This is a genomic window from Ruegeria sp. YTSA135, from assembly GCF_059610165.1.
Map to the genome: position 1 here is coordinate 51,144 of NZ_JBXWNC010000018.1, position 21,538 is coordinate 72,681.

At 56.7% G+C, this 21,538-nt stretch carries 11 protein-coding genes and 3 pseudogenes; 2 read left to right on the plus strand and 12 right to left on the minus strand.

The genetic code is table 11. The features are described from left to right. Positions 1 to 256 precede the first annotated feature (256 nt). Together AC2FIT_RS19385 and AC2FIT_RS19390 are read left to right on the plus strand one after the other, a co-directional pair. The gene (locus AC2FIT_RS19385) at positions 257 to 1,237 is read left to right on the plus strand and encodes a glycosyltransferase family 2 protein (protein WP_496831658.1); all 981 of its coding nucleotides are present in this window, start codon (positions 257 to 259) and stop codon (positions 1,235 to 1,237) included. 137 nt (positions 1,238 to 1,374) lie between these two features. Beyond that, positions 1,375 to 1,659 (plus strand): annotated as a pseudogene (locus AC2FIT_RS19390) (transposase); the annotation flags it as partial. Positions 1,660 to 1,841: 182 nt separating this feature from the next. On the opposite strand, the gene AC2FIT_RS19395 reads toward AC2FIT_RS19390, so the two are convergent. The 12 genes and pseudogenes from AC2FIT_RS19395 to AC2FIT_RS19450 form a co-directional block, all read right to left on the minus strand. Continuing rightward, entirely contained in the window at positions 1,842 to 2,888 is a 1,047-nt protein-coding gene (locus AC2FIT_RS19395; RefSeq protein ID WP_496831660.1) for an adenylate/guanylate cyclase domain-containing protein, read from the minus strand. Beyond that, positions 2,881 to 3,219, minus strand: coding sequence for an Hpt domain-containing protein (locus tag AC2FIT_RS19400; RefSeq protein WP_496831662.1), 339 nt, complete (start codon positions 3,217 to 3,219; stop codon positions 2,881 to 2,883). Before AC2FIT_RS19400 ends, AC2FIT_RS19395 begins: the two co-directional genes overlap by 8 nt. 2 nt (positions 3,220 to 3,221) lie before the next feature. Further along, positions 3,222 to 11,708: a GAF domain-containing protein gene (locus AC2FIT_RS19405; RefSeq protein ID WP_496831664.1), complete on the minus strand. Its 8,487-nt coding sequence runs from the start codon at positions 11,706 to 11,708 to the stop codon at positions 3,222 to 3,224. Positions 11,709 to 11,827: 119 nt separating this feature from the next. After that, positions 11,828 to 12,541, minus strand: a pseudogene (locus tag AC2FIT_RS19410) (IS6 family transposase). Between the two features lie 3 nt (positions 12,542 to 12,544). After that, positions 12,545 to 12,769, minus strand: coding sequence for a hypothetical protein (locus tag AC2FIT_RS19415; protein WP_496831666.1), 225 nt, complete (start codon positions 12,767 to 12,769; stop codon positions 12,545 to 12,547). Between the two features lie 519 nt (positions 12,770 to 13,288). Further along, a pseudogene (locus AC2FIT_RS19420) lies at positions 13,289 to 13,996 on the minus strand (IS6 family transposase). Between the two features lie 135 nt (positions 13,997 to 14,131). Then, a complete protein-coding gene (locus AC2FIT_RS19425; protein WP_496831668.1) occupies positions 14,132 to 15,160 on the minus strand; it encodes a glycosyltransferase family 2 protein in 1,029 nt (342 codons plus the stop codon). A 6-nt stretch (positions 15,161 to 15,166) separates the two neighbouring features. Next, entirely contained in the window at positions 15,167 to 16,339 is a 1,173-nt protein-coding gene (locus AC2FIT_RS19430) for a glycosyltransferase (RefSeq protein WP_496831669.1), read from the minus strand. Then, positions 16,339 to 17,604 (minus strand): O-antigen ligase family protein, encoded by a 1,266-nt coding sequence (locus AC2FIT_RS19435; protein ID WP_496831671.1) that lies wholly within the window; start codon positions 17,602 to 17,604, stop codon positions 16,339 to 16,341. Before AC2FIT_RS19435 ends, AC2FIT_RS19430 begins: the two co-directional genes overlap by 1 nt. Further along, the gene (locus AC2FIT_RS19440) at positions 17,597 to 18,247 is read right to left on the minus strand and encodes a sugar transferase (protein ID WP_496831672.1); all 651 of its coding nucleotides are present in this window, start codon (positions 18,245 to 18,247) and stop codon (positions 17,597 to 17,599) included. Before AC2FIT_RS19440 ends, AC2FIT_RS19435 begins: the two co-directional genes overlap by 8 nt. Beyond that, positions 18,247 to 19,422, minus strand: a complete 1,176-nt coding sequence (locus AC2FIT_RS19445) for a DegT/DnrJ/EryC1/StrS family aminotransferase (RefSeq protein ID WP_496831687.1) — start codon at positions 19,420 to 19,422, stop codon at positions 18,247 to 18,249. The genes AC2FIT_RS19440 and AC2FIT_RS19445 overlap by 1 nt, the downstream gene beginning before the upstream one ends. A gap of 2 nt (positions 19,423 to 19,424) precedes the next feature. After that, positions 19,425 to 21,428, minus strand: coding sequence for a nucleoside-diphosphate sugar epimerase/dehydratase (locus AC2FIT_RS19450; protein ID WP_496831673.1), 2,004 nt, complete (start codon positions 21,426 to 21,428; stop codon positions 19,425 to 19,427). Between the last annotated feature and the right edge of the window lie 110 nt (positions 21,429 to 21,538).

Below are 21,538 nucleotides of genomic sequence, written 5' to 3' on the forward strand. Positions count from 1 at the left end.
TTGAACCCTTTAGGACAGTAACCCGTCCGCGATCTCGCACGCCTTGCGCCGCAGTCATGAGAAATATTGTGACATTTCAGCGCCCAATGCCTCAGGGAACCGTGTGCAATTCCAGACGGGAAAAACTATTGTAGCCGAAACGGAAACCGCCGGCCTGCGAAATACCTGATCCGCCTGGCTTCAATGGTCTTTTCTGCGTCGCAATATACAATTCCCGACGCACGGGTTGTTCAAGTAAAGCGAGAGCCTTTTTATCATGTCCACGAAAGACCCGCTCCATACAGCATCTAACCGTGACGCTCGCCGCCACCCCGTGGCGTCCGTTGCAGTTTTGGTGCCGTGTTACAATGAGGAAAAATCAATCGAACACGTCGTACGCGGCTTTCGGGATAGCCTGCCCGATGCCCGGATTTACGTATGTGATAACAACTCCACCGATCGCACCATAGAAGTCGCAGAAGAGGCGGGCGCCATCGTATGCACTGAGCCACAGCAAGGTAAGGGCAACGTGGTACGCCGCATGTTCGCAGACATTGACGCAGACATCTATGTTCTGGTCGATGGCGATAACACGTACGAGGCAGCCGCTGCACCTCGACTGATCTCAACCTTGGTTGACGGCACGCTTGACATGGTCACCGGATGCCGCGTGACAAAAATCCGAGAGGCTTACCGACCAGGCCACGTGTTGGGCAATAGGGTTCTTACCGGTCTGGTCACATCCGTTTTTGGTCGGCGGACACGCGATATGTTGTCGGGCTATCGCGTTTTCTCAAGACGCTTCGTGAAGAGCTTTCCGGCATTATCGCGCGGATTTGAAATCGAAACGGAACTGACCGTTCACGCACTTGAATTGCGCATGCCCATCGCCGATGTCGATACAGCCTATGTTGACCGGCTACCGGGATCTAATAGCAAGCTGTCGACTTTCCGTGACGGCTTCCGCATTTTGAGAATGATCGTAAGCCTCATCAAAGAGGAGCGCCCGACTGCTTTTTTTGCTGGGCTCGGCGGGCTGCTCGCGGTACTGGCGGTTGTTTTAGGTTGGCCTGTGGTGGCCGAGTTCGTGGCAACGGGGCTTGTGCCGAGATTGCCCACTGCGGTGCTCGCAGCTTCAATCATGGTGATTGCCGTCCTCTCCACGATGGCGGGCCTCATTCTGGGGACGGTGACCTTGGGGCGACGCGAGATGAAGCGGCTGTACTACCTGCAGACACCACCGGTCCGGAGCCGCTAGGTGCCAGCGCCACACTCTTTGACACGGATTGCCCGTTTTGCAGTCGTGGGTGTCATGGGTTTTATGGTCGACGGGGCCTTGTTGCACAATTCGGTTGAGGGATTCACTGCGTGAATCCAGTAAGATAGCTGGATGGCATGAACAGATGGGCCCCTACGAAGTACAAGACCAAGAACTGGTCGGCTTACAATGAAGCGTTGATGCGGTGCGGATCTTTTTCGAACTGGTTTGATCCGGAGATGACATGGCGACCACCACCGACCGGCAAGCGTGGTCGACAACCGAGCTTCAGCGACGCGGCGATCCAAACCAAACTGACCATGAAGGTGCTGTTTGGCATGCCATTGCGGCAAACGGCAGGGTTCGTGCAAAGCTGGCTGAAGCTTGTCGGCTTGGACTGGACGGTGCCGGACTTCAGTACCCGGTGCCCGTCACAGTGACCGTAGGTTAAATCCGTCCGGGGAAAGGGGAACTCCGGCCCTCAGCAGATCTGTGCAACAAGGCCACAGCGAATGGTGGATTTGAGCCCAGCGGCGTACGGTATGATCGGTCACCCTTTTTTTTGCGAAATAACGCGAAGCTACGGTCAGGAGACCAAAGCAGTTTAGTTAGCGTGGTGCGATGTGGCTATCGAATAAACATCCATGGCCTCGGAAAAACCTGTGAACTCTACGCCTTGAATCAATCTCGAATCCAGCGTTGCACCAAGGCCATTCTTCGTGGTCTCATCAATCAATAGCTCGCAGCCAATCGCCTTTGTGTGCGCCTCAAGCCGTGCTGCGAGGTTCACCGTTCTGCCGATGCAGGTATAGCTCGCGCGCGCCTCGGTCCCGGCATAGCCAGCGACGACTTCACCAGTCGCAATACCAGCCCCAATCCGGATGGCGGGCGCGCCGGCCGCGATACGTTCGGAGTTAAAATCCGCCATCATCGCAAACATGTCTTGCGCGGCAGAAACCGCAGAGACCGCCGTATTTTCAAGCGCTTGCGGTGCCCCGAACACCGCCATAAGCCCGTCCCCGATCATGAGCGTTACGATCCCGCCATGGTTTGCGATCGCGTCGAACATCAGCGTATAATAGGCGTTTAGAAGCTCAATGCTCTCCTCGGGAGTCTGCGCCTCGCTTAAGGCCGTGAAGCCACGGATATCGCAAAAGAGGATGGAAGCCTCGACGCGCCGCCCGCCAATCGAAAAGCCCTGTTCGGCGAGGTCCTGTGCCACCTCACGCGTCGCGAAGCGTTGCAGCAGCCGTCTTTGCTCGTCGCGTAGCCGTTTTTTCTCCAGACAGGAATTGATCCGGGCCTTGAGCAAGATCTTGTTCACCGGTTTGGGTAAATAGTCTTCTGCACCGAGTTCGATGCAGCGCACTATGTTTTCCAATCCCTCGACGGACGAGGTCACGATTACCGGCAGGTCGCGCAGCGCCAGATCGGCCTTGAGCGCTTCGAGAACCTCGAATCCGTCCATCTCCGGCATCTCGATATCGAGAAGAAGCAGATCGAACGCCTCTTTGTTGAGACGCGCCATCGCCAGCCGTCCGTTTTCCGCAATCTCGGCGTGGTGGCCGAGCATCTCGACGCTTCGGGACAGTAGAAGCCGATTGACCTTGTTATCATCGACGATCAGAAGTCGTTGCCCAGTCTCAGCCATCACGCCACTCGATCAGGGCGGCGCTGGCTTCGGCGTAGCGGTCCTCCAGCGCTTCGATCTGGGGCCCATTGTCGGAGCTGAGACCGCCCAGTTCCAGCTGCCTGGCCTGTTTCGCGAGATCAGTCGCCCCGAACACATTTGCGTTCGATTTCAGCGAGTGCGCGCCGCGCCGGAACTTGTCGGCATCGCCGACGACCATCGCCGTCTTCATCTCTTTGATCAACCCGGGCGCTTCTTCGAGAAACGTGTTCACGAGGTCTTCGACGAAGCCCTCACCCATCGTGTCCTGCAACGTGTCAAAGATGTCGGCATCTAGTGGCAGATCGGCCATGGTCATTTCTTCTTTCTCTGCGGAACCTGTTTGAGCGCCTCGACAAGGCGCTCGACGCGAATGGGTTTGGCAATGTAGTCATCCATCCCGGCGGCCAGACACATTTCCCGGTCGCCCTGCATGGCGTTGGCGGTCATCGCAACAATCCGGGGGCGGTCATCAAAAGACGCGGCGTTGATGCGGCGCGAAGCTTCGAGCCCGTCCATCTCAGGCATCTGCACGTCCATCAAAACTACGTCATAGGTCTGCCGGACGAGACTTTCGAGCGCTTCGACCCCGTTGCTGGCCACATCGCAGCGATAGCCCATTTGTTCCAGGAGACGTGTCGCCAACTTTTGATTCACAAGATTGTCCTCAGCGAGCAGTATGCGCAGCGGATGCTGTTCTCCCAGTTTTGGCTCGGTGCTTTTCTTGGCCGATGAGACCCGGCGCCGCGGCTTGCGGCGCGTCTTGGGCGCAAAGATGCTGATGAGCGTATCGAACAGGTGCGATTGCTTGAGGGGCTTGGAGAGGAACGCGGTAAAAAGCCCTTCCTCGGATTTCACGTCCCGCACACCCAGCGAACTGAACAGAACAAGCGGCAGGTCCGGGCGCACCTTGCGGATCGCTGTGGCCAGCGCAATCCCGTCCATGTCGGGCATGTGCATATCGAGAATGGCAAGGTCGAACGGCTCGCCGCGCTCAACCGCTTTCAAGCCAGCTGCGGGCGTGTCGAAGGCCACGGTGTGCGTACCCCATTTCTCGGTTTGCAGCGACAGAATCTTGAGATTGGTCTCGTTGTCATCGACCAGCAACAGGCGCTTGCCGACAAGCTCGTTTTGCGGGCCGGTGAGGCTGCGCATTTCGGTTTTCGGCAGTGTCGCAGGCTTTGCCAGCACCGAGAAGCGGAAGGTCGATCCTTTCCCTACCCCTTCGCTTTCGGCGGCCATCGTCCCACCCATCAATTCCGCCAAACGTTTCGAGATCGCAAGGCCGAGCCCGGTGCCACCGTATTTGCGGGTGGTGGAGCTGTCGGCCTGACTGAAGGATTGGAACAAACGGGCCATGCCCTGCTCGGTGAGACCGATCCCGGTGTCGCGAACGGAAAACTCGACCGAGACGTACCCGTCCTCTTGCGGCGTGGCCGTCACAGAGAGCACTACCTCGCCAGAATCGGTAAACTTCACGGCGTTCGAGATCAGATTGAGCAGAATCTGCCGCAGCTTGGTGAGGTCGGTACTGATCGCGGCAGGCACGGCATCGTCCATCAGGTAGGCGATATCGAGCTGCTTTTTCGCCGCGCGACCAGCCATCAACTCAAGCGCACTTTCGATGCACTCCCGCAGATCAAACGGGTGCGTTTCGACCTCCATCTGCCCGGCTTCGATCTTCGAGAAGTCGAGGATTTCGTTGATGATGCCCAAGAGCGCGTCGCCACTATCCCGGATCGTCCGCGCGTAGTCCTTTTGCTCGTTGTTCAGCGGGGTGTCCATCAAAAGCCCGCTCATACCGATCACTGCATTCATCGGCGTGCGGATTTCGTGGCTCATGGTAGCAAGGAAGGCGCTTTTGGCCTCGTTGGCCTGCTCGGCTTCCTCCCGCGCCTCCTGCGCTTCGCGGAACAGGCGCACGTTCTCGATTGCAATGGCGGCTTGATCGGCAAAAGCTTCGAGCTGGTCGAAATCGGACGTGCTGGGCATGACCCCGTCCGCCCAGGCCACGACCAAAACACCCCAGAGCCCCCCGCCGGTGCGGACCGGAACGCCGATGATATGCCGGTAGCCGTGAAGCCGAGCGGTTTCATGGTCAAAATAGAGCGCGGGGTCTTGCGCATCGACGATGTGATGCCGCTGGCCGGTCGTGATGACCTCTCCGACGATGGAGTTCTCGCTTGGCGGCGCTGGGTAACGGCGTAGGTATACCCGCATGAAGTCCTCGGAAAATCCGCTGGCGGAGCGATGATGAACAAGCCCGTCTTCATAGCGCCAGAGCATGCAGAACTTGGCGTTGCACACATCGGTTGCGCTTTCGGTGATGCGATCGAAGACGGGCTGCAAATCGTCCGGTGACTGGCTGATCACACGCAGAATTTCGGCGCTTGCTGTTTGCCGGGCGAGTGAAGACTGCGTTTCGTTGAATAGCCGCACATTCTCGATCGCAATCACCGCCTGATCGCAGAAGCTTTGTGCAAGCTCAATCTCGTCGTCAGTAAAGGCCTGGGCCGCTTTGGTCCGTGTGAAAATTAAAACCCCCACCGCCTCGCCTTCGCGCAAGAGCGGTAGATAGAGCGCAGTCTTGAGACCAAATTTTTCCCATGTTTCCGGCTCGTGACCGATCAGATCGACCTGTGAGCCATCGGGGATGTGCAGATACTCTTTTGTAAGCATGACACGCGAAGGGTAGTTCCGATCCGGCTTGATGGGGATCGCGCGTTTGACCAGATCGTCTGCGGGACCTGAGGGCCGCGCCCCGGCTGCGGGCCGGACGAAATCTCCCTCGCGCTGCAGGATAACTGCCCCATCGCACCCCATAAGCCGCACCCCCGACCGCACGATGGCCTCAAACACCGGCGTCGTGTCGTCCGGTGACTGGCTGATGACCTTAAGAATATCGGCACTGGCGATCTGCCGCGCGAGCGCGGTTTGCGTCTCGCTGAAGAGTCGAACGTTTTCGAGGGCAATCACCGCCTGGTCGCTAAAGGACCGGGCCATTGCGATCTCTTCTTCGGAAAACGCGCGCTTGGTCGTGCGGAAAAACGTGAAGCCACCAAGACAGGTCTGCCCTCGCATCATAGGCACAAAGAGCGAGGATCGATAGCCGTGTTTGTCGCGCAAAACGATATCTGCCGGGCCGAGCTCAGCTGTACTCCAGTCTGGAATGTGCACCAGCTCCCCTTTGCGCATCGCCATTGGAAGCAGGCTCTCCGTGGCATCAAGCGGGAACCGCACCTCCGCCACGTTCGCAGAGAGCCCCTCGGGCGTGGCGACTGTGGTTTGCCACCCATAGGTACCGTCCGATTGCATGGCCTGAACGACATCACTGTCGATCAAAGAGACGCCAGAGGTGACGATTTCCTCGAAGACGGGTTGCGCATCTGTGGGGCTTTCACTGATCACCCGTAGCACATTGGCGCTGGCGGTTTGCCTTGCCAGCGCGGCTTTCGTCTCATTGACGAGCTTCGCATTCTCCACCGCGATCACCGCCTGATCGGCGAAGCTCTCAACGAGCGCGATGTCCGTGGCGGCGAAGGGTTTCACCTCCCTCCGGTAGAGAGCGATGTTCCCGATCCCCTTACCTTTGTGGACCATCGGAATGGCAAGGAAGGTGCGGATGTTTTCTGCCTTGGCCGCTATGATAGCAGGGTCATCGTTCTTATAGGCTTCGGTCTCAAGCACGTCTTCAACGTGCATGGGGCGCATCTGGACAATCGACTCCGTCGTGTTGAGACCGGAGGCCAGATCCCAGCGTGTCTCTCCCACTTTCAGGAATTCGATCTCCTCGCCCCAATGGGCAACAAGCCGCGAATGGGTCTTCTGTTCTTCGACGAGGTTCATGCTGGCCATGGGCGCGTCGCAGAGGTCGGCGGCCCGGCTCAGAATCGCCTCGAAGACCGGCGTGAGATCATCCTGAGCCTCGCTGACCACGCGCAGGATCTCGGCACTGGCAGTTTGGCGAACCAGTGCTGTTTGGGTTTCATTGAACATCCGCGCATTCTGGATCGCGATCACTGCTTGGTCAGCGAAGCTTTCCAGCAGGTCCATTTCGCGCTGCGTAAACACACTGGGCGAGGTCGGATCGTCATGGCTGCGAGCGAGGCTTATGAGCCCAATAATCTGACCTTTCCACAGCATCGGCGCAAGGATCGTGGCGAAGTTTCCATTCTTTTCGCCCATGCGTTTGACGACCGGATGCACGTCGCCACCGTTAACGGCGTCGGGCACATAACGGACGCGCGGCTGGTCCGAGACGGCATCAAGCAGTGTCCGAGATGGGGGCGATGGTTGATAGTCGGCGCCTTGCCGTGTCCCATAAGGACCGCGGATTTCCCCGATATGCACCAAACCGTCGGCTTCGAGCGTAAGCACCGAAAGATCGTCGCAGGGAATGAGCTTCTGGCAACTGTCGAGGATTTTGGAAAATACGGGCTTTGCGTCCTCGACCGAATTGGAGATGACCTCCAGGATATCCGCGGTGGCAGTCTGCTGCTCAAGCGCCTGATTGGTCTCGCGGAAGAGCCGCGCGTTCTGAATTGCAATAACGGCCTGATCGGCGAAGCCCTGCATAATGCCGAGCTCTTTGTCAGTAAAGGGCTTCGCCGAGCGCGCCACGCCCACGACACCGATCCCTTTGCCCTCCCAGATCATTGGCGCGAAAGCGACCGAGTGATAGGAGGCGATCCGAGCCATCTCGCGCAGCACTTTCGGCACGTCCGGGTTGTTCGCGCAATCGGCAAAGTTTGCCACACGCCGGGTACGGATCGCGTCGCCCGCCGGTGTGATCTCCCATGGCGCAGGGAAGGTCTGCAAAAGCTCGTCTTCGTAGTTCCCGATATAGGCCGCGACCTGCAAGAGCCCATTATCGTCTATCAGCAGAACATCAAGTTCCTCACCGCCAAAGAGATTGCGGCAGCTGTCGAGGATTTTCTCGAACACGGGCTGAGTGTCCTCGACGGACTGGCTGATGACGCTAAGGATTTCCGCGCTGGCTTTCTGCTGCTCCAGCGCCTCTTCGACCTCCGCAGTGCGCTGCTGGACCTCGTCAAACAGCCGGGCGTTGCCGATGGCAATCACGGCCTGCGCGGCGAAGGTCTCCATCAATCCAATCTGCTTTTCAGAGAAACCGTTCACCTGATCGTGGGCCATGGTGATGGTACCGATGGTCTCGCCGTTCTTGATCAGCGGCACCCCGAGCGCGGAGAGATAATTGCCCTGCCGCGCGGGTCCGCTCCATTCGTATGTCGGGTCCGCGAGAGTGTCGGCGACATATACCCGTTCGCCCGCTCCAGCGACGCGGCCAGTGACAGTGTTCTGGCCAGGCACGATGGGATTTGCTTTCAGGATCTCAACAATATCGTCAGGTGCGTCAATGACCTCGACAACTTCGAAATTGCCCGTCTCTGCGTTCTTCAAGGCCACGTAACCGCCCTTCGGCGCGCAGAGCCGCTTTGCCACACGCAAGATTGCCTGCAGCACAGGCCTGACCTCGTTCGGCGAGCGGGAAATCACCCCGAGAACTTCCGAGGTCGCAGTCTGGTATTCCAGCGCTTCTTCGACCTCCGCCGTACGTTCTTTCGTTTCCTGCAACAGGTGTGCGTTCTCTATGGCGATACTGGCCTGATTAGCGAAGGTCTGCACAAGTTCGACTTGTGCAGGCGGAGGCGAGCCTGTGTGGGGCCAGCCCATCACGATCGCATATTCTACCTTTCCATTGACCCGGACAGGAACACCCCGCGTGTGCCGGTAGCCCAGACGCGTTGCAAAAGCGTTGGCCATGAGGGGATCGTTTTGTGCATCCTCGACAAAAAAAGGTTTGCCAGTTTGCATCACACGATACCCGACATGAACTTCCGGGCTGTTGGACGCGTAGCCTTCTGCAAGCTCGTCAATTTCCGCATCGAACCCGTACTGCGCCCGGAAGCTGTAGGTCTCGCCGTCAAAGTGATCCAGAACACAGAAGGTCGCCTGACAAAGCTCTGCGGCCTTTTTCACCAGCAAATCAAAGACGGGCTGAAGATCTGATGTCGCCTCGTTGATGACTTGCAAGAGCTCCGCACTGGCCTGCTCGCGCACCAGCGCCTCCTCGACCTCCGCCGTGCGCTGCTGTAACTCGTCGAACAGACGCGCATTGCTGAGTGCGATCACTGCTTGCGATGCAAACGTCTCCAAAAGCGCAATCTGCTTGGCGCTGAACGCGTGCGCTTTGCTATGGGCCATTACGATCACCCCGACCACCAACCCGTCTTGCACCAGCGGCACGCCCAGCGTCGTCAGGTACATGCCGACGTCGGCAGCCTGCTTCCACGTGTAGCTTTCATCGGTCGCGGTGTCGGCGACATAAACCGTCTTGCCGTGCAGTGCCGCGCGCCCGATGCAGGAGCCTTCCTCCGGCGGGATTGGGTTGGCCTGCAGGAACGCGGTGAACTCCTGCGAGACGTTGTTCGACGTTGCGATCCGGTAGAGTCCGTCATCTGGATCGCGCATGGCAAAGAAGGCGTATTCCGGCGTGCAGATCCGCGACGCGACAGTGAGGATCGATTCCAGCACCGGCTCAAGCTCATTTGGAGAGCGCGAGATGACCCCCAGCACCTCGGACGTCGCGGTCTGGTATTCCAGCGCTTCCTCGACCTCCGTTGTGCGTTCCTGTACCTCGCCGAAGAGCCGCGCGTTATTGATCGCTATTACCGCCTGATCAGCGAAGCTCTCCACAAGCTCGATCTGCCGCTTCGTGAACGGGCCGGCATTCGGGCGCGCCAGATCAAGCACTCCGATCACCTCACCCTCGCGCATCAGAGGCACCGCGATGATCGAGCGCCACCCGCCAAGCTCGGTGGAGAGCGGGTTGTCGAATTCGAGGTCCTCTTCGATATCAGGGATATGGATCGTGGCGCGGTCAAGCACCGCGCGCCCGGCGACATTGGTGCGCTCCAGGCGATGCGGGTTCTCGGTGTGAAACGCCACCATCTCTGGTGGGCAGCCTACATTTGCGCCGAGCGTGAGTAGATCGCCTTCCCGGTTGAAGAGGATCGCAATCGACGCATCGCAGAGCCGCGCGGCGGCCTCTAGAACGGCCTGCAACACCACCGGCAGATCGAACACCGACCCGCTGATCGTCCGCAGCACATCCGCCGTTGCCGTCTGCTGCTCCAGCGCTTCCTGCGTTTCGACGAAAAGCTGGGTGTTGCACAGGGCGATAATGGCCTGATCGCAATAGGACTGTGCAAGTGCAATCTCGGCCGCAGAAAATTCCAGCGCCGTTTTGGATCCCAGCGCAAGAGAGCCGAGACAGACGCCGTTCTGCACTAGCGGAATGTAGATGGCACAAGAGAGCCCAAGCTGCTTGCCGCGAGCGACCTCGTGGGGCGGAAGATCGTAATTGACCCAGTCGATAATATGCTGCGTCTCACCTGTGATCATGGCTCGCGACGGAAAGTTCTGTTCAGGCTCAAGCGGCATGAGCGGCAGACCGCCCACGGTGAAGCGCGAGGCGAGCTTGGCCGCGCCTTCGCGAACCTTTTCGGTGATCATCACACCGCCCCGCACCGCGCCCGAAGCCGGATAGTAATTGTCACCCTCGCGCAGGTGGAAAATGGCCATCTCGCAGCCAATCATCTCTACCGCGCTGCGCACAATCGTGTCGATCACCGGCTGGACGTCGGTGGGCGACTGACTGATCGCCCGCAGGATACTCGAGGTGGTTTTCTGCCGCTCGAGCGCCTCTTGGGTTTCGGTGAAAAGCCGTGTGTTCTCGATTGCTATTGCGGCCTGATCGGCGAAACTTTGAATGAGTTCCACCTGAGCGCGCGGCCGCTCGGCCGTGCTGGGCCACGCAACTAGTATGACACCCCAAACTTGCCCACCGTTGAAAATCGGCACGCCAATCAGGCGCCTCAGGCCGACTTTTTGGGCGAAATTAGCGTCGTAATAGGTCTCATCGCGGCAATCCTCGACGTCGATGAGATCTTTGGACTGCACAACCTGAACCGAGGGATGGGTCAGATCATCGGGCGGCACCGGATAGTGATCGCTCAGCTCCTGTGCCAGATTTGACGCAAACCCGTGCGCCGCGCGATGCAGTATGCCGGCATCCCCGACCTGATCGAGTACTACGAAGCTCGCGTCGCATAGCTCCGCGGTCTTCTCCACTATCGCGTCGAACACAGGTTGCAGATCGCCCGGCGCATTGCTGACGAGCCGCAGAATTTCCGCGCTCGCGCTTTGCTGCGCCAGAGCGGCCTGCGTTTCGCGAAACATCGCCGCGTTCTGAATAGCGACGCTGGCCTGCTCGGCAAAGGCCTGCACAAGCGCGATCTGTTCATCCGCCGTCTCGAATGTCTCACGCAGCCCCAGCACAATGACGCCCCACATCCCGTCCTCTGCCGGAACTGGAACTCCAATAACATCGTTGAACCCATAGGATTGTGCGAGCTTTTTATCCCGGTAATCCGTATCTCCGACATGCTTAAGATGCACAGGAGCGCCGCTGTCATAGACCATCCCGGTTGCCGTGTTCGGCGTCACTGGCGCGGGAAACGCGGACAAATAGTCTTCAAGCTCTTCGCGTGGAAACCCGTAGATCGCGGCGTGATGAATGACGTTACCCTCAAGCCGCCACATGTTGCAAAAGGATGCATCGCACAACTCAGTTGCATGCCGCGCCACAGCATCGAGTACCGGCTGCACATCGCCTGCCGCCTGATGCATGAGCGACAGCACGTCCAACAGCGCAGCTTCCCGCGCCCGGGCTTGCGCCAGCGAGCTATCGATTTTTGCGTTGTCGACTAATTCCGGCAATCAATCATCCCACGTTATCGCGTTTTCGTGATAGTTTAGTCTATGACACGTAGACATGGCCAGATAGGTACTGTCAGACAAATTCGAACCAGTCTCAGTTTGACGCTAAAATCAAGAACCTATCCGGAACAAAGTTGACGCCACTCAGCAAGAGCGGCGGTGCGTGTCAACTTGAAAGTATCTCTGCTGGTCAGTGATCTTTCCTAGTTGAAGTGGTTGTGTACGGAGTAATGGGCGGCGGCGAACTTCTGTAAACTTCGCATGCGCCTGAAACGTTGCATCGCGCGTTCACGTCGTCGAAACGGCAGGTGCGAATTCTCGACGCGGTTGTTGAGCCACCTTCCCGTCTGTTGTTTTTCGAGCGCGCCCAGATCTCTGAGCGCGGCTTTGTATGAGGCGAAGCGATCTGTGACGACGGTTTCCGCTTTGCCGTGTCGCTTCATCAATTTCTTGAGGAATTTCAGTGCTGCAGCTCTGTTTCGGCGTTTGGTGACAACGGTTTCTAGCACCTCGCCTTCGTGATCACCAGCCCGCCAAAGATAATGCCGCTTGCCATTCACCTTCACGAAAACCTCGTCCACGTGCCATTTCCATTTGGAGAACGCGCGCTGTTGCTGAACACGTCGCCGGTGGATCTCCGGCGCAAACATCGGACCAAATCTGTTCCACCAATAGCAGATAGTTTCGTAGCTCACGTCGATGCCTCGCTCGTGCAGCAGATCTTCGACATTCCGAAGCGAGAGCGGGAAGCGGATGTACAGCATCACCGCAACGCGGATGATCTCGGGACTGGTTTTAAAGTATTTGAAAGAGGCGGGTCTGGTTATGGGCAAAAACTACGCAACCGCCCTGCCCGCCTCAACCCTAGTTCTTCTGACATGACCATCAAGGATCAAAGCTGCGCCCAGAGTATTAAGTACGGGGTTGAGCGACATGATTGCCGCGGCATTTGCGAGGCCGATGGATATAAAGCCAAAGAAGAAGAATGATGTTGCGATGAGCAGAAACAAAGAACGAAAAAATTGCAAACCAGGGCAACCTGTTTTCAAAACCGTCTTCATTCGAGGAGCAACCAATAGTCCAACCAGAACTGTTTGGCCGGCATAGCGCGCCCAGATCGCCAGAACTGTATCAGCCCGGTTTCTGACACCTTCAGATCGGGCCTCCCTGCTACAGGGTTCGTCCTCCCTGATCCGGCGGAACAATTCCCTGTTCGCGCGAGAGAATTCCCTGTTCCACCTTTTAGGGAATTTGCAGCATAAACCTCTGAAAAACATACAGCTATAGAGGGAGAAATGACGGAACTCAGTCCCGTTTTGCGAAAATTCCCTGTAAGTTGCCGCTTTATCAGGGAAATCTGGCCCAAGGCGACCCCGACAAAATGCGATACTGAGACTGGCGCCTGAATTGTCCTCTGAATGTACAGTCTGCTCCGTCTCTGATTGAAAGCGCATGCGCCAACTCGCGGGAATTACGGCACAATTCCGGCTTGGAAAACACAACTGAATTGAGAAGGGTATAAGTGGCGGTGCTGTCAGACTAATTCGAAGTCGTCTTTGTCAGGACAATGACGCTGTCCCTTATGCCACGCCGAGATCGCACCATTCGGCCAGAGCAGGGGTGCGTTTGAATTTGAAATGGTCATGTTTGGAGAGGCTGCGATCCTGGTTGAAGTGATTGAAGACATAAGAATGGACGGAAACGAATTTTTGCAATCTTCGCATCCGACGGAAGCGCTACATGGCTCGTTCTCGTCGTCGGAATGGTAGTTGCGAGTTCTCGTCTCTGTCGTTCAGCCAATGACCATAGGCTTGCCGGTCTTCATAGCCCATGTCGCGAAGCGCGGCTTTGTATGAAGTAAACCGATCCGTTACCAGCACTTCTGGCGGACCATATCTCTGCATCAATTTCCTGAGCGTTTTCAATGCAGCGCGTTTGTTTCTTCGTTTTGTGACGACACTCTCAGGCACCTCACCTTCGAGATCGACAACCTACCACAGGTAGTAGCGCTCACTGTTGATCTTCACAACGACCTCGTCGACTTTCCACTGCCATCACGAAAACGCGCGCAGTTGCTGAACACGCCGCCCGCGGATTTCAGGCGCAAACATCGGCCCGAACCGGTTCCACCAGAACCGGATGGTTTCATGGCTGACGTCGATGCCGCGTTCGTACAGCAGGTCTTCGACGTTTCTGAGCGATCACGGAAGCCGGAAATAGATCATCACCGACAGGCGAGTAACCTCGGGGCTGGTTTTGACGTATTTGAAGGAGGTAGATTTGACCATGCGCGAACGCTAGCCAACGGCCCAGCCCGCTCAAGATTGGTCAGTCTGAAAAGACACTGCGCGTGAGTCGAAACAGGCGAAAACGCATAGGTCCTGGCTTGCGACAATCCAACATCGGGTGCCCCTTTCGGCACCTCATCCGCTGCCTCGTTCAAAGAGCAGGGACGCCAAACCGCGGAGGTAACCGGCACCATAAGCTACATGCATTGAAACAAATACTATCGGAAGCCGAAACGCCGCGGCCGGCTCTAGATCGCACGTTGCACGAGCAGCGACCAGACCGCCGGCAAAAAGATGAAGCGCCAGCAATGCGACACCGATACCGCCCATTGGCGGCCACAGAACTGCGGTCAACGCGGAAATGCTAATTGCTGCTACGAAAGCGGGAGGAACTGTCTGCCGCCAAGTCGTTACCCGACCGAGACGCCTGCCTGAAACTGGCTTATAACGACCGTAGCGAAACATCTGAAGCGCCAGAGTACGCAGCGTGTCTCGCGCGATATAGGCCACCTGTATAGTCGGATCGAGCACCACATCGCCGCCCCTCGCGACGATCCGCGCATTCAATTCGTCGTCCTCGGCATAGGGGATGTCGGTCGCGAAGCCGCGCAAATCCCAAAGTACCTCGCGCCGCCAGCAGCCAAACGGTACGGTCTCGACACGCTTTCGCCCCTCGGCTCCGATCCGGAATGAGGAATTCCCGACCCCAAACGGATGCGCCATGGCGAAAGCAATCGCTTCTGCCATGGGGGTCTTTGCGCCTGGATGCGTGATGACGACGCCACCGACGTTCCAAGCTCCGGTTTCGAGGAGCACGTCAACACAGGACCGGGCATATTCGGCTGGGTAGACAGCATGTGCATCAAGCCGCAACACAATCTCTGCGTCGGTCGCTTCGAGCGCAAGATTTAGAGCATGGGCCGGTAGCCGATCAGGATTATCAAGCACCGAAACACGGGGCTCGCATGCCGCAAGCGCGTCAAGGCGCGCGCGTGTACCGTCTTCGCTCATCCCGTCAACCACCGTGAGAGAGAGGCGTTCGCGCGGGTAGTCAAACTCCAGAACCGAGGTAACTGCGGCGTCGATGTGTTTGATCTCGTTACGGCAAGGCATGATCGCCGCAACTGAAGGAAGCCCCTTCTCGTCACCACTTCGCTGCTTCATCTCCAGTCAGTCCCCCAGACCCAGCACTTGCTGTTTTTGACCCGGGGCGTTGAGGCACACGCGCTCATAGAGGTCAGCATAGCGGCCGACCATCGCTTCGAGGGAGTTCTTCTCTTCGATCCGCTTTCGGGCGAGCCGCCCCGAGGTCAGGCGTTCGGCGGCTGGCATTTCGACAATTGCCCGCATGGCATCCGCGAGCGCTTCGGTATCTCCGGGCGGGATGATCGCACCGGTATCCCCAACGATCAGTCGACTATCTCCGACATCTGTCGCAATACATGGCACCTCGCTCGCCATCGCCTCGCCCAAGACGAGCGGGAAAGCCTCGCCAAACACTGAGGGCAACACAAAAGCGTCGAGTCCAGGCAGTAGGGCATGTATGTCGTAACGCTCGCCCAAGCAGGATACATGATCGTCAATCCCCTCACGCGCGAGCGCGTCGACGAGTTCCGGGTTTTGACGTTCGATCCCGGTACCTGCGAGTACGAGGTGAATTGGCACCCCTGACGCGCGCAATTTGGCTGCCGCAGAAAAAAGCACCGCGTGCCCCTTCATTGGGTGCCAGCGGGCAAAAAGACCAAAAAGGGTTGCATCCCCAGTGTTGCCAATCTCGTTGCTCAGCATTTCGCGAGAGTTCGGCCGGGACCGAAAGTGAACGCAATCTGTGCCGTTCGGGATTACCAGTGTCTTGGACGCATTGAATCCGGCCCGCTCGTGCTGCTTCGCTGCGACCTCCGAAACATAGACGATCTTTTCAGGCCAGCCAGATAAGTATCGGTTGAGCTTCGCTGCCGCCCGACTTATCGCGGGAAGCTGAACCGGCGGATCGAGCGTGTTGTGATTACTCCAGACGACCGGCGCTGGCGAACGTGCCAATATACGCAGGACCGTGGCGGCAAGGTTGCCATGATAGATCCATCCCTGGATCACGTCCGGCGCTGCTTTTCTCACCTCTCGAACCATGCGATAGAGTGCCCGCAAAGGCACCCTCTTACGAGGGGCGCCGATCTCGATCAACTCTGCGCCCGACGCTAGCAAGCGTTCCTTCAAAGGTCCGCAACTGGTCATTACCAGTATGTGGTTTTTTATCCCAGCGGCCTGAAGCCCCTCGACGAGTTGAACGAGAACGTATTCCGCACCACCCACGTCTATCCCATCGATGACATGCAAAACACGCACTAGCCTCTCCCCTCGTAGAGGACGGCCGCCTGCCCCATTGCCACAGCCACTAAAATAACCACCGCTTTGTTATCGATCACGTTATGAGAAAAAAAGCCGTATAGCCCGAGGAGGCAACCGACCAGAATCAATTCTGGCGATCTGGCTCCTGCGCCAAGAGCGATGATCGAGAAGACAAAGGCGACATAGATGAACAGTCCAACCAAGCCCACATCAATCCAGGCGCGCAGGTACATGTTGTGTGGACCGAAGCCAAACGGGGCGTTTGCTTCCAAATTGGTTAATGTGTGGCCCGCCCCATTTCCGACAAACGGGCTTCTTGCCGCGATATCGAGGTAGTGGTTGAAGAGAAGCGGTCTGTAAGGGTCCTGTAGGTTTCCCGCACCTGAAAGTAGAAGCTGTTCCGCACGCTCAACAATGGCCGTGTTCTGAACTTGCGGCAGGGTTGTCAAAACATACAGGATCGCCACGCTGACCCCCAGAGCCGAAATTGCGACCGCCGCACCAAATACCAACCGGTCAAGCCGCCGCCCCCGCAGTTCACGCAGTGCGAACAATGCACCATATGTCGCGAGAACGATGAAGAGGAAGAAGATACCCATCCGCGAGAGCGTGCAAACAACTCCCGCTGCAGCAACCACAATGACACCAACATCCAGCAATCGCATGCGTCTGTAATCTACCGACAATGACAAACTTGCAGCAATGAGAAAAGCAGCCGTGTTCGCATTAAGGGCCAAACCGCCCGTGCGCCCGATGGGAGACCCCAGTGCAGTCGGCAGGAAAGTTTCGAGGATAACCGACGCGCTCAACAGCAGGACTACGAGTGCGGACATCTTACGGACGGTAACCGTAACCGTAGCTTCACTGGCTAATGCGATCCCGAACAACAGAACAGCAAACTGGAGGACAGGTAGAATAATGGTGAAGTCCACGTCGCCGGATAACGGCATTCCTCCAGAGTGAATGGCATGTATCGCGACCCAACCCGAAAAAATCGTCAGGGGCACAACACAGAACCGAACCGCACCCTCAAAGCGTTCAAAAGAAGTACGAACCGTCCCTTCGACCGCAATAGCAGTGACAAACACAACTGCCAGAGCAACGAAAATGAAATAGGCACTTAAAGGAAAGAGCCCTCTTTCCGATAGGAAGATATCTAGGTTTGTTGCCAGTATGCAAAAGGCCAACGTCACGGCTATCGCAATTGGTCCGGCGCTCACAACAACTTGGTAGTTGGCAAGTCGCAAATTTCCCTCAGCCATTCTTTGCTCTTCGCGGGTAAACAGAAGTGTTCAGGAAAAGTGTCTTCAGTATCGTTTGTATGGTCAAGATAATGATCCGCAGGTCGCTGGCAGGTGTCGCGTTCTGGAAGTAGTCTACGTCAATTGCGAGTTTTTTACGCATGACACTCACGTAATTCTGGAGTGGATCATCAGGTGAGAGAAGCGCTTCTCCCTCTTGATAATACCAAAGACTACCTGGACTAGTAAGGCCGGGCCGGAAGGCGAGCGACTCCCACTCGCTTGGGCCGTATAGTTGTTTAACGATTTCAGGGTCTTCAGGACGCGGTCCGACAATAGCCATCTGACCGGCAAGTACGTTGAATAGTTGCGGCAACTCATCGAGCTTCGCCGCTCTGATGAACTTGGCACCCGGTAGCAGACGTTTGTCGTCCGGTGCCGTCACCTTGGATCCAGACTCGGATCCGACCGGCATGGTGCGAAATTTGAACATCGTGAATTGATCGCCGTCTTTCCCAACACGTGGCGCCCGATAAAGGATACGCCCTTTGCTTGTCAGCCCAACGATGGCGGCTGTCAGTATCATCAAAGGCGCAAATACAATGGCCGCAAAAACTCCAATAAGGAGGTCCAGACCGCGGTGAAGATACCCGAGCTTTCCCATTATTTCGGACTACTTTCGAAGGCGCTTTTTACTGCGTCAATGACACGTTCGACTGACGCGTCGTCCATCTTGCTGTAGATCGGAATGCTCAACATTGATTGATATGCAGCACTACTGACCGGAAACGCCTCCTCGGTCAGTTGGTATTGGTCCCGCCAATAGGGTTGCATGTGAAGCGGCACATAATGCACGCTAACGCCTATCCCGTGCGCGTTCATATGAGCCACCATAGCATTTCGGTCTATGCCGCAGTCAGGTTCAAGGCGGATAGGATAAAGGTGCCAAGCGTGGCAATCACTCGATGTCCCGGCAGAGGGCAATTGAAGCGGAAGCTCTTTGAAAGCCTCGGTATAGCGCTGGGCGATGAACTCGCGCCGCCGATGCATCTCCGAAAGGCGGCGAAGTTGGTGCACTCCGATCGCGGCCGCGATATCAGTCATATTGTATTTGTACCCCGGGGCGACCACTTCATAGTACCATGGTCCTCCGGCCTGATACCTGTCGAAAACATCTCGGTTGATCCCGTGGAGCCGCATTGTCCTCGCACGCGCTGCTATCTCCTCGTTTTGAGTTACCAGCATGCCGCCCTCACCGGTCGCGAGCGTTTTCGTCGCGTAGAAACTGAACACGCATGCGTCGGTCTCAAGGCTGCCGATCGGCTGGCCTTCGAAAGTGGTCGGAAGCGCATGTGCGGCGTCTTCCACGACAGCCAGTCCATGCGATTTCGCGAAACTCTGTATGGACCTCATGTCGCATGCCAAACCGCCATAATGCACAGGAATGATCGCACGCGTTCGGTCAGTCAGGGCATCGGCAAGCAGGGTAGCGTCAATGTTCAGCGTTACCGGATCGACATCCACGAAGACCGGGTCAGCCCCCATGTAACGAACAACTTCGGCTGTCGCCGTAAATGTATGAACCGGGACGATGACTTCATCGCCATGCCCGATACCCAGGGCCTCGACAGCCAAATGTAGGCCCGCAGTGGCAGAATTCACCGCGACAGCCTGGACCTCGCCACCAAGGTGTTCCGCGAACTCCTGCTCAAAGCGTGCCGTTGTCGGTCCAGACGTGATCCAGCCGGATTTTAGGGTTCTAACGACCTCATCAATTTCTGCCTGCCCGATATCCGGCAGAGCGAACGGCAAATAGGGCCGCAACTCGTCAGTTTGCATATTCAAGCTGCACCCTTGTCGCGATGAAAAGAAAGCTGCTCGGCATATCCAGGAACACATCCTTGCAGCGCTGCAACGATATCACCGTCACCGCCAATGCGTATAAGCTCTTCAAGCTCGTTGATCGTTTGCGTGGTCTCCACAAGAGACTTTCCCGCGGATCGGGCCATCAAAATGCGCGGCGTGGGCCCGTCTATACATTCCTCGGCATCGTCGAACAGAACTTCATAGAGTTTTTCGCCGGGTCTTATACCAATGATTTTGATGTCAATATCCGTGCCCGGCCGCTTGCCGTTGAGGACAATCATTTGGCGGGCAATGTCGATGATTTTTACTGGTTCGCCCATGTCCAGCACGTTGATGTTTCCACGGTCATCGCTGTTCAGGCCAAGCACAAGTGAATGTACGACAAGCTTGCAAGCTTCTGGAATCGTCATAAAGAAACGGGTCATTTCTGGATGTGTAACGGTAACGGGCCCACCCTCTTCGATCTGCTTTTGAAAGATCGGGATGAGCGAACCGGATGAGCCGAGCACATTTCCGAAGCGCACCGTCATAAAGCGCGCGCCAGTACGACTGCGATCCAATGCCTGGCAGTGGAGTTCCGCAAGTCTCTTGGTCGCACCCATAACGCTGGAAGGGTTCACGGCTTTGTCGGTTGAGACTTGAACCATTGCCTTAGCGCCTGAGGCAAGTGTGGCCCGTGCCACGTTTCGTGTGCCAATAACATTCGACAGAACCGCCTCAACCGGGTTCGACTCGACCATGGGTACGTGTTTAAGCGCAGCTGCATGCAGCACGACATCCGGACGAGCTTGCATGAATACGGTTTCAAGCCGTTGCGAATCGCGGATATCGCAAATGGTTGCCTGAATCTGAGCGTCCGGAAATTCCTTCTTAATCGCCTGCTCGATCTTCCATAAATTGAACTCGCAATTGTCGATAAGCACCAATTTCGAGCACCCGATCTCAGCGACGAGCCTACTCAGCTCACTTCCTATGCTCCCGCCAGCACCGGTCACGACCACGTGCTTGCCATTAATGGCTTTTTCAATTGGAGCCATATCGAGATCGACCGGGGCGCGACCAACAACAGCTTGCAGAAGGCCGTGGTCCACTTCGATCCTCTCGCTTTCGACGAAAGATGCTGTCGCTATTGAAGTGCGGATAGCTGAAATACGTAAGTTCTGCTTGACCGCTGCATTAAGAATTAGGGCGAGCTCTTCCTGCGATGGATGCCGCGTCAGGATAAGTTCGCTTGGACGGCGGTTTTTGCGCGCCAGTTCTTCCACCACCGCGTCAAGCCGTGAAAGGTCGCCCAAGATCGGCACTTGGCGCACCGTACGGTCAACGTAGTCTGTTCTGTGATCAATGATTCCAACGGGCTCGAACTTCGCTTCTGAGTTCAGTTCCAGACCTCGAAGCCAAAGATTACAATTGGCGCCGGCATGGAACAGCAGGACACGATTAGTAGTCTGCGAGGCTTCCAAAAGGGGATGAGCTGAGTCAATCACATACTGCCAGCCAAGTCGACCGGCAAGCAAAGCGAAACTCACAAAGAACCAGTGAGCGAAAACACCCAGCAAGAATTCAAACTGACCACCAGAGCGTGCAAAGCCGATGCTCAACAATATATTGGACAGAAACACAACGACCGCGCTCGCGCACAGAATACCTGGCAAATCCCGCACAGAGAAATAGCGCCAAACCTGACATTGAAGCTTGAAGGCGAGGTAAACCGGTACACAAAGCCCCGCGATGATGGCCACTACCAAAAGCATCTGACTCGCGTCCAGATCCCAGTACACGGTTGGCAGAAGCAAAAAGGTAAAATACGTTGCGGCGCAAGTGACAAACGTATCATGAAAGACAACCGCTGCTACAAGGCCAGATTTTTTCCTGGCTAGCCCCCGCCGCAGCCATCGACCATAATTAAAAGCAGTAGTTAATAAATTCGAAACACGGCCGTTCGCAACACGACCGTTGGCATGAAAATGAACCAACACTAATACCCCCAAGCGCCACGCAAGATGGAGCGTCACACACAGTCAAGTGTTACTTATGATAATATCATCATATGCGCAGTACTGATAAAATTCCAATAGTCTTGCCACAG